At 67.2% G+C, this 12,993-nt stretch carries 12 protein-coding genes; 4 read left to right on the top strand and 8 right to left on the bottom strand.

The window, feature by feature from the left end; genetic code table 11:
* Positions 1 to 14 precede the first annotated feature (14 nt).
* Positions 15 to 1,277 carry a Zn-dependent hydrolase gene (locus D5041_RS02915; RefSeq protein ID WP_265283848.1) on the top strand — a complete coding sequence of 421 codons (1,263 nt, stop codon included), beginning with the start codon at positions 15 to 17 and terminating at the stop codon, positions 1,275 to 1,277.
* A 37-nt stretch (positions 1,278 to 1,314) separates the two neighbouring features.
* On the opposite strand, the gene D5041_RS02910 is transcribed toward D5041_RS02915, so the two are convergent.
* The 3 genes from D5041_RS02910 to putA all read right to left on the bottom strand — a co-directional run bounded on the left by D5041_RS02910 (position 1,315) and on the right by putA (position 5,915).
* Positions 1,315 to 1,608: an addiction module antidote protein gene (locus D5041_RS02910; protein ID WP_265258366.1), complete on the bottom strand. Its 294-nt coding sequence runs from the start codon at positions 1,606 to 1,608 to the stop codon at positions 1,315 to 1,317.
* A gap of 2 nt (positions 1,609 to 1,610) precedes the next feature.
* The gene (locus tag D5041_RS02905) at positions 1,611 to 1,907 is read right to left on the bottom strand and encodes a type II toxin-antitoxin system RelE/ParE family toxin (protein WP_265283847.1); all 297 of its coding nucleotides are present in this window, start codon (positions 1,905 to 1,907) and stop codon (positions 1,611 to 1,613) included.
* A 255-nt stretch (positions 1,908 to 2,162) separates the two neighbouring features.
* Positions 2,163 to 5,915, bottom strand: a complete 3,753-nt coding sequence (putA, locus tag D5041_RS02900) for a trifunctional transcriptional regulator/proline dehydrogenase/L-glutamate gamma-semialdehyde dehydrogenase (protein WP_265283846.1) — start codon at positions 5,913 to 5,915, stop codon at positions 2,163 to 2,165.
* A 117-nt stretch (positions 5,916 to 6,032) separates the two neighbouring features.
* Between putA and D5041_RS02895 the strand changes: the two genes are divergently transcribed.
* Complete coding sequence (locus D5041_RS02895) at positions 6,033 to 6,506, top strand: Lrp/AsnC ligand binding domain-containing protein (RefSeq protein WP_010099979.1); 474 nt, start codon at positions 6,033 to 6,035, stop codon at positions 6,504 to 6,506.
* Positions 6,507 to 6,550: 44 nt separating this feature from the next.
* On the top strand, positions 6,551 to 7,432 hold the full coding sequence (locus D5041_RS02890; RefSeq protein WP_169315358.1) for a LysR family transcriptional regulator: 882 nt from the start codon (positions 6,551 to 6,553) through the stop codon (positions 7,430 to 7,432).
* Here D5041_RS02890 and D5041_RS02885 read toward each other — a convergent pair.
* Positions 7,419 to 8,627 (bottom strand): multidrug effflux MFS transporter, encoded by a 1,209-nt coding sequence (locus tag D5041_RS02885; RefSeq protein WP_265283845.1) that lies wholly within the window; start codon positions 8,625 to 8,627, stop codon positions 7,419 to 7,421. The two genes, D5041_RS02890 and D5041_RS02885, sit on opposite strands and share 14 nt — an antisense overlap.
* Before the next feature lie 420 nt (positions 8,628 to 9,047).
* Here D5041_RS02885 and D5041_RS02880 point away from each other — a divergent pair, with 420 nt between their 5' ends.
* The gene (locus D5041_RS02880) at positions 9,048 to 9,194 is read left to right on the top strand and encodes a hypothetical protein (protein WP_265282226.1); all 147 of its coding nucleotides are present in this window, start codon (positions 9,048 to 9,050) and stop codon (positions 9,192 to 9,194) included.
* A gap of 288 nt (positions 9,195 to 9,482) precedes the next feature.
* Here D5041_RS02880 and D5041_RS02875 read toward each other — a convergent pair whose 3' ends face one another.
* The 4 genes from D5041_RS02875 to D5041_RS02860 form a co-directional block, all read right to left on the bottom strand.
* Positions 9,483 to 9,932, bottom strand: coding sequence for an XRE family transcriptional regulator (locus tag D5041_RS02875; protein WP_265258369.1), 450 nt, complete (start codon positions 9,930 to 9,932; stop codon positions 9,483 to 9,485).
* 169 nt (positions 9,933 to 10,101) lie between these two features.
* A complete protein-coding gene (locus D5041_RS02870; RefSeq protein WP_265282225.1) occupies positions 10,102 to 10,248 on the bottom strand; it encodes a hypothetical protein in 147 nt (48 codons plus the stop codon).
* 570 nt (positions 10,249 to 10,818) lie between these two features.
* On the bottom strand, positions 10,819 to 11,976 hold the full coding sequence (locus D5041_RS02865) for a BMP family ABC transporter substrate-binding protein (protein WP_265283844.1): 1,158 nt from the start codon (positions 11,974 to 11,976) through the stop codon (positions 10,819 to 10,821).
* 60 nt (positions 11,977 to 12,036) lie between these two features.
* The gene (locus tag D5041_RS02860; RefSeq protein ID WP_265258372.1) at positions 12,037 to 12,957 is read right to left on the bottom strand and encodes an ABC transporter permease; all 921 of its coding nucleotides are present in this window, start codon (positions 12,955 to 12,957) and stop codon (positions 12,037 to 12,039) included.
* Positions 12,958 to 12,993 lie beyond the last annotated feature (36 nt).

Here is a 12,993-nt window from a genome sequence, read left to right as displayed (position 1 = left end):
ATCAGGAGAACGGCATGGACACCCCCACCACAACCGATATCGACAAGCTGCGCGTCAACGGCGAGCGCTTATGGGCATCGCTCATGGAACTGGCGCAGATCGGCGCCACGCCCAAGGGCGGCGTGTGCCGTCTGGCCCTCACCGACCTGGACCGGCAAGGACGCGACCTGGTCACGCGCTGGGCGCGCGAGGCCGGAATGGGCGTGACCATCGACAAGATCGGCAACGGCTTCATGCGCCGCGCGGGGCGCAACAACCAGCTGCCACCGATCATGACCGGCAGCCATATCGACACCCAACCCACGGGCGGCAAGTTCGATGGCAACTACGGCGTGCTCGCGGGGATCGAGGTGGTGCGCACGCTCAACGCGCATGGCATCGAGACCGAAGCCCCGATCGAAGTGGCTTTCTGGACCAACGAAGAGGGCTCGCGCTTCGTCCCGGTGATGATGGGCTCCGGCGTGTTCGCCAAGGCCTTCACGCTGGAGCACGCGTACGCGGCCACCGACACCGAGGGCAGGACCGTGCGCGGCGAACTGGAGCGCATCGGCTATATCGGCGAGCAGGAACCCGGCGAGCACCCGATCGGCGCTTATTTTGAAACGCACATCGAGCAGGGCCCGGTGCTGGAGGACAACGACAAAACCATTGGCGTGGTCAGCGGTGTGCTCGGAATCCGCTGGTACGACTGCACCGTGACCGGAATGGAAGCCCACGCCGGCCCCACGCCCATGGCGCTGCGCAAGGACGCGCTGCAAGTGGCCAGCCAGCTGATGCAGGAAGTGGTCGCCTGCGCCCGGCGCCACCGGCCGCATGGGCGCGGCACCGTGGGAATGGTGCAGGTGCACCCGAACAGCCGCAACGTGATACCGGGCCGGGTGAAGTTCAGCATCGACCTGCGCAACGCGACCTGCGCCGACTGCGACAGCATGGACCAGGACATCCGCGCCGTGGCCGCGAGACTCAGCACCGAGACCGGGCTGCCGATCTGCATCGACCTGGTGTCGAGCTATCCGGCGCAGTGCTTCCATTCCGATTGCGTGGACGCCGTGCGCCGCGCCGCCGCCAAGCTCGGCTACCCGCACATGCCCGTCGTCTCGGGCGCCGGGCACGACGCCGTGTACATGGCGCGCCTGGCGCCTGCGGGCATGGTGTTCATCCCCTGCAAGGACGGAATCAGCCACAACGAGATCGAGGACGCCAAGCCCGAGCACATCACGGCGGGCTGCAACGTGCTGCTGCACGCGATGCTCGAGCGTGCGCGGGTGGTTTGCTGAAAATGAGCGAGCGCGTTGCCGTGGATACCCGGGACGATCAATGAACCGCGACGGGCTTCGCGGACAGTTCGATCCCGAAGGCCTTCATCAAGGCCAGCGTCGTGCGCAGCGTCGGATCGCCGTCAGCACGCAACGATTGGCAGAGTTGTTCGCGCGATAGCCCTGTCTGGTTGGCGATCTGCGCCATGCCCTTGGCGCGGACGGCGACGCCGAGGGCGTGGGCGATGAAACCAGGGTCGTTCGTTTCGAACGCGCCGGCCATGAAGTCGGCAATGGCCTGGGCAGAGGTCAAATCTTCTGCAGGGTCGTAGAGGGTCAGTTCTTCGGTCATGCTCATTCGCTCCATTCACTGGCGAGGTGCTTGGCGGTCTTTATATCTTCGACCTGCGTGCTCTTGTTGCCGCCGCACAGCAGGACGATGATCGTGTTGCCGTGCCGCTGGAAATACACCCGATAGCCGGGGCCGTAGTCGATGCGCAGCTCGCTTATCCCCTGTCCTACTGGCTTCGCGTCGCCGGCGTGGCCGTAGGCCAGCCGAGCCAAGCGCAATGCAATAGCAACACGGACGCGCTCATCTTTGAGTTTCGTCCGCCACTTTCGGAATGTCTCCGTCTGTTTTAGCTCGATCATAGGGGAATGGCGTTTGCTCTGTAGCCCCGACGTGGTCATGCATCTGGATTTGCCGACGGGTGTTGGACTGATGCGTCGCTCGGCACCCAACAGCGAAAGCAAGTGCCATTTTGCCAAACGTGGGGCACCGGCGTTTTCCGCGCCGATGGAAAAGCCGACAACTCATCAGAAGCACCGGGAGGTTCTCCACCATGCGCAAGGGCACGGGATCTGCGCAGTCGTCATCACCGCCCTTGGGACATACCGGCCCGCGGCTCAGCCAATGGCCATCAGACTGGCGTTGCCCCCTGCGGCGGCCGTGTTTACGCTGAGCGTGCGTTCGCTCAGCAGGCGCTCCAGCGGCACGCCGCTGTCGCCCGGGGGCAGCGATATGAGCGCCACGATGGGGCCGGGGCGCCGTGCCAGCGCCTCGCACAGGTCGCGCAGCGCAGCGCTGTCGCCATGGTGCAGCAGCGCGGCAAGCTCCACGCGGGGGTCTTCGAGCGCGTCGTCGCGCAGCGTGATGCGCGCCTGTACCGCGGGCGGCAGCGCGGCCCTGGCGCCGGCCTGCCGGGTGGGCCACAGCGCCATGCCGCCGGCGGCCAGCACCGCGGCGAGCTGGGTCAGCCAGTCGCCCGCGTCGCAGGCCAGGCACAGCACGGGGGTGCGCGCACCCAGCGTGTAGAGGTTGCGCTCGCCCGTGGGGCCGGGCAGCGTGCGCGTGCTGCCGCTTTGCGTTTGCTGGCCAAAGCGGCGGCAGGTGGCGGCCAGGGCCTCGTGGCCCGCCGTTTGCGCCCAGCATTCCAGCGCGTGCAGCGGTGCGAGCAGGCGTTCGCGCGCGCCCACGTCGGCGGGGGCCACGTCGCCGGCAGGCGCCAGGGCCTGCGCCAGCGCGTCGGCCGGGCGCTGCGCGAGCAGCCGCAGCAGGTACAGCGGACCACCCGCCTTGGGGCCGGTGCCCGAAAGGCCCTCGCCGCCAAAGGGCTGTACGCCGACCACCGCGCCCACCATGTTGCGGTTCACGTAGATATTGCCCGCGTGCGCGCGCTGCACCACGCGGGCAATGGTCTCGTCGATGCGCGTGTGCAGGCCCTGCGTGAGGCCGTAGCCGGTGGCGTTGATCTGCGCGAGCAGTGCGTCCAGGTCCTTGCGCGCGTAGCGCAGCAGGTGCAGCACGGGGCCGAAGACCTCGCGCTGCAGCTCGCCGATGTGCTCGAGTTCGATCAGCGTGGGCGCAACGAAGCTGCCCCGGGTGCTGTCCTGCGCGCCGCTGCGGCAGGGCTGGAACACGCGGCGGCCCCGGGCCTGCATGGCCTCGATATGCGCCACGATGCCGGCCTGCGCCTCGGCGTCGATGACCGGGCCGATGTCCACCTGCAGCGCGCCGGGGTTTCCCATGCGCAGCTCGTCCATGGCGCCGCGCAGCATCTCCAGCACGCGCCCGGTGGCCTCCTCCTGCACGCACAGCACGCGCAGCGCGGAGCAGCGCTGGCCCGCGCTGTCGAACGCGGACGCGAGCACGTCGCCCACCACCTGTTCCACCAACGCGGACGAATCGACGATCAGCGCGTTCTGCCCGCCGGTCTCGGCGATCAGCGGGATCGGGTGGCGCGCCGCGCCCTGCCGCCCGGCGAGCGCGCGCTGCAGGGTGCGCGCCACCTCGATGGAGCCGGTGAACAGCACGCCCTGCACGCGCGCGTCGGCGACCAGGCGGGCGCCCACGGTCTCGCCCCGGCCGGGAAGCAACTGCAGCGCGCCGCGCGGCACGCCAGCCTGCCACAGGAGGCGCACGGCCTCGGCGGCGATCAGCGGCGTCTGCTCGGCGGGCTTGGCGAGCACCGGGTTGCCGGCCGCCAGCGCGGCCGCCGCCTGGCCCAGGAAGATGGCGAGCGGAAAGTTCCAGGGGCTGATGCAGGCCACGGGACCCAGCGGCAGGTGCGTGGCGTTGTCGAAGGTGGCGCGGACCTGCGCCGCGTAGTAGCGCAGAAAGTCCACCGCTTCGCGCACCTCGGCGAGCGCGTTGCCGCAGGTCTTGCCGGCCTCGCGCACCAGCAGGCCCAGCAGGGGCGCAGTGCGCTCTTCCAGCAGATCGGCGGCGCGCAGCAGACGCGCGGCGCGTTCGGCAGGCGGCGTCGCGGCCCAGGGGGCTGCCGCCTGCTGCGCGCAGCACAGCGCCCGATCGACGTCGGTGGCGCTGGCTTCGCGCACCTGGCCCACCAGGTCGCGCCGGTCGGCGGGGTTGTGCAGCGGCGTGTCGGCGCCGGGCGCCGTGTCCGCAACCGTGTCCACGCCAAGCATGGGCGCCGCCGTCCAGGCTTGGCCGGCGCTGGCCTGCAATGCGCTGCCCAGCCAGATCAAGGTGTTTTCGTCGGCCAGGTCGAGCCCGCGCGCGCCCGCGCGCTGGCTGCCGTACAGACCCCGCGGCGCGGCGATGCGGGGGTGCGGCAGGCCGGCCACGCCCTCGGCGGCGGCGGCCCGATCGACCAGCTGCACGGGGCTGCACACCAGGTCTTCCAGCGCCATGCCCGCGTCGGCGATGCGGTTCACGAAGGAGGTATTCGCACCGTTCTCCAGCAGGCGGCGCACCAGGTAGGCGAGCAGCGTTTCGTGCGGGCCCACGGGCGCGTAGATGCGGCAGGGGCGGTCCAGCCGGCCCGCGGCGCTGCTGCCCACCACCTGCTCGTACAGCGCCTCGCCCATGCCGTACAGGCACTGGAACTCGTACTGCCCGGCGTGGTAGTCCGGGCCCGCGAGCTGGTAGACGCTGGCCAGGGTTTGCGCGTTGTGCGTGGCAAATTGCGGGTAGACGGCGTCGGGCGCGGCGAGCAGCCTGCGCGCGCAGGCGATGTACGAGATATCGGTGTGCGCCTTGCGCGTGTAGACCGGGTAGTCGTCGAGCCCATCGACCTGGGCGCGCTTGATCTCGCTGTCCCAGTAAGCGCCCTTGACCAGCCGCAGCATCAGGCGGCGGCGCGTGCGGCGGGCCAGGGCGATGAGCCAGTCGATGACGAACGGGCAGCGCTTCTGGTACGCCTGGACCACAAAGCCGACGCCGTCCCAGCCCGCGAGGTCGGGCGCGTGGCACAGGCGTTCGAGCAGGTCGAGCGAGAGATCCAGCCGGTCGGCCTCTTCGGCGTCGATGTTCAGGCCGATGTCGTAGCCGCGCGCCAGCGTGCCCAGGCGCAGCAGCCGCGGGTACAGCTCGTCCATCACCCGGGCCCACTGCGCGCGGCCGTAGCGCGGGTGCAGGGCCGAGAGCTTGATCGAGATTCCCGGGCCCGCGTGGATTCCGCGCCCCGCAGCGCTCTTGCCGATGGCGTGGATCGCCTGCTCGTACAGGGCGCAGTAGCGCGCGGCGTCTGCGGCGGTGAGCGCGGCCTCGCCGAGCATGTCGTAGGAATGGCGAAAGCCCTTGCCCTGCATCGCGCGGGAGTTGAGCAGGGCCTGCTCGATGGTCTCGCCGGTCACGAACTGCTCGCCCATCATGCGCACGCTCAGGTCCACGCCCTTGCGGATCAGGGGTTCGCCGCCCCGGGCGATCAGGCGGCCCAGCGCCGCGCTCAGCGTGCCTTCGCTGTGCGTGGCCACCAGCCGGCCGGTGAGCAGCAGGCCCCAGGTCGCAGCGTTCACGAACAGCGAGGGGCTCTTGCCCAGATGCGACTCCCACTGGCCGTGGCTGATCTTGTCGCGGATCAGCGCGTCGCGCGTGGCCCGGTCGGGGATGCGCAGCAGCGCCTCGGCCAGGCACATCAGCGCCACGCCCTCCTGCGAGGACAGTGAAAACTCCTGCAGCAGCCCCTGCACGACGCCACCGCCGGCGCGCTGGCGCAGCGCGCCCGCAAGGCGCAGCGCCAGCTGCCCGGCCGCTTGCGCGAGATCCTCGGGCAGGCGCGCCTGCTCCAGCAGCGGGGCCAGGGCCTCGGGCTCCGGGCGGCGGCAGGCGGCGCCGATGGCGGCGCGCAGCGGGTCGTCCAGTGGCGCGCGCGCGGCGAAATCGGCAAAGGGCAAGGGGGCTGCGGGCTGCGTCATGGCGGTGTCCTTCTGCGGCGCCGGGTCTGTCGGGCCCGGCGCATGCGATGATCGCCGGACTCGGGGCGAATGAATATCCAAAAATCACCCGCTGCACAGAGAAATTCACCAGCGTCCATGGCAAACGACACCGATCTGGACCGGATCGACCGCAAGATCCTGTCGATCCTGCAGCAAGACGGCCGCATCGCCAACCTCAAACTGGCCGAGGCGGTGGCGCTGTCGCCCACGGCCGTGCTGGCGCGCGTGCAGCGCCTCACACGCGAGGGCTTCATCCGGGGCTACGAGGCGCGGCTCGACCCCTTGAAGCTGGGCGCGGGCATGCTGGTCTTCGTCGAGGTGCTGCTCGACCGCACCACGCCGAATGTGTTCGAGCAATTCAAGGCCGCCGTGCAGGCGCACCCCGAGATCATGGAATGCCATATGGTCGCGGGCGGCTTCGACTACCTGCTCAAAACGCGCTCCGCCGACATGAACGCCTACCGCTTGTTCGCGGGCAATGTGCTGTGGCAACTGCCCGGCGTGCGCGAGACGCGCACCTACGCGGTGATGGAGGAGGTCAAGCACAGCAACCACCTGCATCTGCGCTGAGAATCTGCTCGCATGCGCGCCGCAACCAATCCATTGCCATGGCCATGAACTGGAACAACATCCGATTCTTCATGGCCACCGCCCGCGCGGGTTCATTGACCCTGGCGGCCCGGCAAATGAACACCAGCCTGGCAACGCTGTCGCGCCGCCTGGCCGCGCTGGATGAGGAATGCGGCGTTGTCCTGTTCGCGCGCACGCACGCAGGCTACAGCCTGACCCGGGATGGCCAGGCGTTGTGGAAGCGTTGCTTGTCCATCGAGGATGCATTCACGGCATTGGAGCAATCCCTGCCCGCCGCCCAAGCGGACACGTTCGGTCTCGTCCAGGTTGCCACCAGCGCGAATCTCGCCAACCTTGTTTTGCTGCCTGCCTTGGCCCGGCTGTGGGCCACGCACCCCCGAATCGACGTTGAATTTTGCACCGGCGTGCAGCCGATGGCCCTGCACGGGCGCGAAGCGGATATGGCCGTTCGCCTCTCCACGCCAAGTACGGGGAATTTCAAGGTCCGGGTGGTCGGCAGACAGGCCCACGCGCTTTACGCAAGCCACGCGCTGGTGGCGGATGAAGCCAGCCACGCCGAGATCGGGATCGTGGGCTGGCCCACGGACTTTTCAGACCTGCCGATCGTCCGCGCCGCAGCGGCGCACCGCCATTGGCGCAAGCCACGCCTGCGGCTCAACACCTTGCAGGGGCATGTCGCGGCTGCGCGGGCCGGCCTTGGCTTGGCCTATCTGCCATGCTTCGTGGGCGACCTCTGCCCCGATCTTTCTCGCGTTGATGGGCCAGATGGCCTGCTCACGCAGAACATCTACCTGGTTCTGCACAATGACGCGACGCAGACGCGCCGCGTGCGCGTGGTTGCGGATTTCATTATCGACACACTCCGTGTCGCCGGGCCACGGCTTCTTGGTATCAGGGACGAATGAAACGCACCAGCGCAAAAACAGCGCCCATCAAAGCCAGTGTGAGCCATGCGAATGGAATCAGGGAGTGGACATCCAGCAGCGACGATATTCCCATGACGCCGGCGGAAATCAACATCAAGGAGAAGCCGAGCAGCGAACTGGCCAGCCCTGCAAGGTGTGGAAACGCCGAGACTCCCAGCGTCATGAGATTCGGGTACATCACACCGCTGAAAAATACGACGCACGCGAAGGGCAGCACCAACGCCCAGAGCCTGAGGTCAAAGCCGATGGCCAGCGTTACTTGAATCACAGCAGCCACCAATGCCAGTGCCGAAGCAAGCGCGAATTTGCGCGCGGTCGTGATGCTTCGGGCAAGCAGGCGGTTGGAAAAAACGCCCCCGAAATACACGGCGCCCAGAACCAGGGCCACGGCACCAAACCCCTGCGGACCGTATCCCATCACGGTCTGGACCATGAACGGCGCGACCAAGTTGAAAGACAAAAGTGCTCCGTAGCACAGCCCCATGGCCATGAAAATGAGAATGAAGCGCAGCGTGCCATATATTTCTACGACTCCGCGCGCGATGGCGCTGGCGCTCAACGGGAGCAGCCGTCGATTGGTCTCCTTCATTACCCCGACGACGAGGCCCAACAGAACGACTGCGTAGACCGCGAGAAAGACCAGCGAGTAACGCCAGCCGACGGAGGTCTGGAAGGTCGCGCCAAGCACGGGCGCAATGACCGGACCAACGCCCCAAGCAATCACCATATAGGTCAGCACCTGTGCCAGCTTCGGCCCCTGGAAACGGTCGGCAGCGATCGCCCGCATGAGCACAGAAGCTGCCGTGACGCCGATCCCCTGCACCACGCGCCCCACGACGAACCAGGTGATTGTTTGCGCGAGGATCGAGATCGCTGATCCGCAGAGGAACAGGAGAATCCCGGAAATCAACGCACGGCGGCGCCCGAAGCTGTCGGAAACCGGGCCGTAGATCAGCTGGCCCGCTGCAAATGCCACCAGGTAAAGCGTCACGCTCCATTGCACCGTCGTCCGATCCACGGCGAACTCCGACGCCATCAGCGGCAGTGACGGCACGAAGATATCAATCGCCATTTGTCCAATCGGCGCCAGAGCGACGATGAGAAACGCGAGGAAGTTTGCATACCAAGGTTTCTCGGCCTGGGGGCTGGATGGGGTCAAGGGGATTTCCGTCATCTGAGGATTCTCCGGTTGCGTGCCCGTGCGACGGCAACGAGCGATGGGTCATGGGGAACGACGCCGGGATAAGTGCATCACGGCGAATATGTTTTTTGACGCGATTAACGTCTCATCGACACCAAAGAACGCCACGACATGTCATGGTGAAATCTCCAGCAAGATGTTGGTCCACGATAATCCCGCACTGGCATCAGAAATTCAGAAAATGCAAGAAGACCGACAAGCTTGCAGCAACGAATGATACGCGTCAAATAGAGCGGAAGGTATGGAAGAAATCGGAAACCAGATTTTCAGAATTGATGGGCCTTTTTCTTGCACATCAATGGGTGATGCAGCCAGCCCGCGGATGGGTGGCGCACGTCAAGATAATGGACTCCTCATTCGCGCAGCCATTGGTTGAATGCCTTGCGCGCGAGCATGCTCGCACCCATTGCCAGCGCCAGCTGCGGCATTGGCGCCGCCACTGCGTCTCTGGCGGCAAGACAGGGCTGGGCGGTGGTCGTCAACTCCCGCGAGAACCGTGCGGCGGGGGAGCGCCTGCGCTGCCATGTTCCCGGCCGTTGACGAACGGCGGGGCTGCATCACGGCGCTGGTGAACGACGTGGGGGTTGTGGGCATGCCGGCGGCCCAGGGTGGACGCGATGCGCACGGCGCGCCTGCGCCGTGTGAGCCCGCGGCACAGGGGGGCGCATCGTCAACGTCTCAAGCGCCGCAGTTGGCGCAGGGCACCCCAGTTTGTCAACTACGTAGCGGCCAAGGGCGCCATCGACAACACGGGTCGCTGCAGCGTTTGCTGACCCTCTGCGCTTGGTCGGCCGGCAGGCGCGGACGGCCAGCAAACCCCGAGGCAACTCAGGTGCTGTCGCTATCGCCGTCGCTGCTGCCAGTGCTACGCACCGCATCATCGGCAGCGTGGGCGCGTGCGATTGCCAGGATCACGTCGCGCGCCAAGTGCCGCTTGGGTACGGGCAGGCGCAGATAGATCTCGAACAGCTCGCGGTCCTGGTAGCCCAGGCCGGAGTGCCATTGCACCGGCGGTCGCTCGCGCGTGCGCAGGGGCTGCCCTTCACCGTAGCTCAGCTGGTGCACGGGCACCTGTAACCATTCGGCGAGCGTGGCGAGCTTTCGGTGGTCCGGCATGGTTTCGCCCATCAACCATCGGCGCACGCCGTGCAAGGTCATGGGTTTTCCCCAGTACCGGGTATTGAATTCACGCTCCAGCACCGCTGGCCTGGGAACGTAGCCTGCATCGGCCATTGCTTTGCGCAAACGGTCCGAAAATTGTCTTTTTATGTCCTGCATCCAGATACACTAAAAAGACTGGAATAAGCGGTGGTAATTATCATGTGTAGTTACTTCAATAGTTTGTTTTTCGGTTACGTATCGGATTCCCGGTTCTTTCAGGGGCCGCCGTGCGCGTTGCAAGGGCAAGGGCGTCGAAACCAGGCTCCACAAGGGATTGCGGCACTTCTCAGGCGTTGCGCAGCAGCTCGTCTTGGCGCACCAGCTGGTCAGCCAAGCGCGCGAGCCACTTGGTCTTGGTTCGCTTGGCGAAACGGTACGCATGGAGCATGCCGAAGGACGGCGTGGCCAGTGCCCGGGCGCCGGATTCGGCCATGGTGGCCTGCTGCCATTCGGACTGCCGGTATCTGGAGCAACACCCTGGCCGGATGGAACGCGTGCCTGGCCCCGGGTTGCGCACGAAGTCGTCGGGGCGGCGTGCGGGGCATCGGTAAACGTTGGCCCGTGGCCTGGAGCCACTACCCCGGGCGCCAAGGCCTCGATTGTGCCGGCGACGTGGGCAACAAATGCGGGTTTTCCTTCGGATTTGGGGAACACCACGCCAAAGCCGTTTCCCGGAGCGCGATCAGGATGCGTCCCTGCGGGCGGGCCATGCCCCGGGGCGTAATGCACCCGCCAGGGCCCGCCTGCAGTAGCTGCTGCAGACCAAGGCGGCGTCATGCCCGCCGATGAAAAGTAGGGGGTTGTGCGCGGACGGCCAGCCGCATTTTGGGACGGTGATTCCTGGCGACAGAAGGCTGCAGGGCGCGGAACGGGCATGGCAGGCGACCCCTGATCGGGGGCAAGCGCACCCCGAATCATGGGTACCCAGCGTACTGCGAATGGCTCGGGCCTGATGTGCTCCAAAACCCGCAAAGCGGGCGGTTGCGCCGCAGCCGACCCGTTCCTACTTCTTGTCGCCGCCCGGAACCCGGCCTTCCACACCCTTGACGTAGAAGTTGATTGCACCCAGGAATGTGTCGTCGGCCACGGTGTCCTTTTCCAGCACCGGCTTGCCGTTCTGGCCCAGGATCGGGCCTTTCCAGATCTGGAAGCTGCCGTCGGCCAGGCCCTTTTTCACCTCCTCGACCCGGGCCTTGGTTTCGGCGGGAACGTCCTTGGCGATGGAGACGATGTCGATCGCGCCCTCCTTCACGCCCCACCAGCTTTGGCCCGTGGTCCAGCGGCCGTCGAGCGCATCCCGGGTGGCCCGGATGTAGTACGGACCCCAGTTGACCACGGCCGACGCCAGGTGGGCATCGGGGCCGTAGGCGCTCATGTCGGAATCCCAACCGAGCGCGCGCTTGCCCTTTTCTTGCGCGGTCTTGAGCACGGCGGCCGAGTCGGTGTTCTGGAACAGCACGTCCGCACCGCCGTGGATCAGCGTCGTCGCGGCCTCGGTCTCCTTGGGCGGGCTGAACCATTCGTTGACCCACACCACCCGGGTCTTGATCTTCGGGTTCACCGACTGCGCGCCCAGCGTGAAGCTGTTGATGTTGCGCAGCACCTCGGGGATCGGCACCGAGCCGACAACGCCCAGGGTGTTCGACCGGGTCATGGCGCCCGCGATCATGCCGGCCATGTACGCGCCTTCGTAGGTGCGGCCGTCGTAGGTGCGCATGTTCTCGGAGGTCTTGTAGCCCGTGGCATGCTCGAAGCGGACCTCCCTGTGGTCCTGCGCCACCTTGAGCATGGCCTCCATGTAGCCGAAGCTGGTGCCGAAGATCAGCTTGTTGCCCTGGCTGGCCAGGTCGCGCAGCACGCGCTCGGCGTCGGCCGACTCGGGAACGCTTTCCACGAAGCTGGTGCTGACCCGGTCGCCAAATTCCCTCTCGAGGGCCTGGCGCCCGTTGTCGTGCGCAAACGTCCAGCCGCCGTCGCCCACCGGGCCGACGTAGGCAAAGGCGATCTTCAGCGGCTCCGGCCCGGGCGCCGGGGCTTGTGCCGCAGGGGCCGGCGCGGCGGCCGGCGCCGGCGGCTCCTTGCCGCAGCCCGCGAGCGTGGCGGCAGCGACGGCAAAGAGCGCTGCCAACTTGGGCATGGAGCGTTTCTGCAGATCGGTCATGGGGGGGTTCTTTCTTGGGAACGTGGAAGCATCAAGGATGGAAACACGAAAAACCGGCGATTATGAGCCGGGATAAAACGGTTTTCCGAGGCTCGCGGGCAGGTTCGCGCGGATCCACGCCGGGTTGCGCGAGATCAGCGCCAGCACCACGATGGTGGCCACGTACGGCAGCATGCTCAGCAGCTGGCTGGCCGCTTGCACGCCGCTGGCCTGCAGATGAAACTGCAGCATGGTCACGCCGCCGAACAGGTACGCGCCGAGCAGCACCCGTGCCGGGCGCCAGGTGGCAAAGGTGGTCAGCGCCAGCGCAATCCAGCCCCGGCCGGCGACCAGGCCCTCGACCCACAGGGGGGTGTAGACGGTGGAGACGTAGGCGCCGGCCAGTCCGCACAGCGCGCCCCCGGCCGCCACGGCCGCGAGCCGGATGCGGCGCACGGGGTAGCCCAGGGCGTGCGCGGACGCGGGCGATTCCCCCACGCAGCGCAACACCAGCCCGGCGCGCGAGCGGTACAGGAACCAGATCAGCCCCAGCGTGAGCAGCATGCTCAGGTAGACCAGCGGGTGCTGTCGGAACAGCGCGGGCCCGAGCAGGGGGACGTCACCGAGCAGGGTCATGGCGTAGCGCGGCCGCTCGGGCAGCCGGGCCTGCACGTAGCCGGTGCCGGCAAACGCCGAAAAGCCCGCGCCGAACAGACTCAGCGCGAGCCCGGTGGCGTATTGGTTGGTGTTGAGCCAGATCACCAGCACGCCGAAGAGCGTGGCGAGCAAGGCGCCGGCGGCCATTCCTGCGGCAAAGCCCAGCCAGGCGCTGCCGGTATGCACCACCGTGGCAAAGCCCGCAAGGGCGGCGCAGAGCATCATGCCCTCGGCACCCAGGTTCACGACACCGGCCTTTTCGTTGATCAGCAAACCCAGCGCCGCAAGCGCCAGCACGGTGCCGGCGCTCAGCGTGGCGCCGATCAGGAGCGCATGGGATTCCATCTCAGGCGCCCCGCCGGGCTGCCCCACGGGCGGGCG

The sequence above is a fragment of the Verminephrobacter aporrectodeae subsp. tuberculatae genome (assembly GCF_026127385.1).
GTDB lineage: Bacteria > Pseudomonadota > Gammaproteobacteria > Burkholderiales > Burkholderiaceae_C > Acidovorax > Acidovorax aporrectodeae.
This window is presented reverse-complemented; position numbering and strand designations above follow the sequence as displayed.

What these genes read in the sequence shown, in the direction of transcription:
- D5041_RS02860 (WP_265258372.1), bottom strand. Translation starts at nt 12,957, where the DNA reads ATGGAATCCCATGCGCTCCTGATCGGCGCCACGCTGAGCGCCGGCACC.
- D5041_RS02880 (WP_265282226.1), top strand. Translation starts at nt 9,048, where the DNA reads ATGCTCGCACCCATTGCCAGCGCCAGCTGCGGCATTGGCGCCGCCACT.
- D5041_RS02885 (WP_265283845.1), bottom strand. Translation starts at nt 8,627, where the DNA reads ATGACGGAAATCCCCTTGACCCCATCCAGCCCCCAGGCCGAGAAACCT.
- D5041_RS02915 (WP_265283848.1), top strand. Translation starts at nt 15, where the DNA reads ATGGACACCCCCACCACAACCGATATCGACAAGCTGCGCGTCAACGGC.
- putA (WP_265283846.1), bottom strand. Translation starts at nt 5,915, where the DNA reads ATGACGCAGCCCGCAGCCCCCTTGCCCTTTGCCGATTTCGCCGCGCGC.
- D5041_RS02910 (WP_265258366.1), bottom strand. Translation starts at nt 1,608, where the DNA reads ATGACCGAAGAACTGACCCTCTACGACCCTGCAGAAGATTTGACCTCT.
- D5041_RS02870 (WP_265282225.1), bottom strand. Translation starts at nt 10,248, where the DNA reads ATGGCCGAATCCGGCGCCCGGGCACTGGCCACGCCGTCCTTCGGCATG.
- D5041_RS02865 (WP_265283844.1), bottom strand. Translation starts at nt 11,976, where the DNA reads ATGACCGATCTGCAGAAACGCTCCATGCCCAAGTTGGCAGCGCTCTTT.
- D5041_RS02875 (WP_265258369.1), bottom strand. Translation starts at nt 9,932, where the DNA reads ATGCAGGACATAAAAAGACAATTTTCGGACCGTTTGCGCAAAGCAATG.
- D5041_RS02890 (WP_169315358.1), top strand. Translation starts at nt 6,551, where the DNA reads ATGAACTGGAACAACATCCGATTCTTCATGGCCACCGCCCGCGCGGGT.
- D5041_RS02895 (WP_010099979.1), top strand. Translation starts at nt 6,033, where the DNA reads ATGGCAAACGACACCGATCTGGACCGGATCGACCGCAAGATCCTGTCG.
- D5041_RS02905 (WP_265283847.1), bottom strand. Translation starts at nt 1,907, where the DNA reads ATGATCGAGCTAAAACAGACGGAGACATTCCGAAAGTGGCGGACGAAA.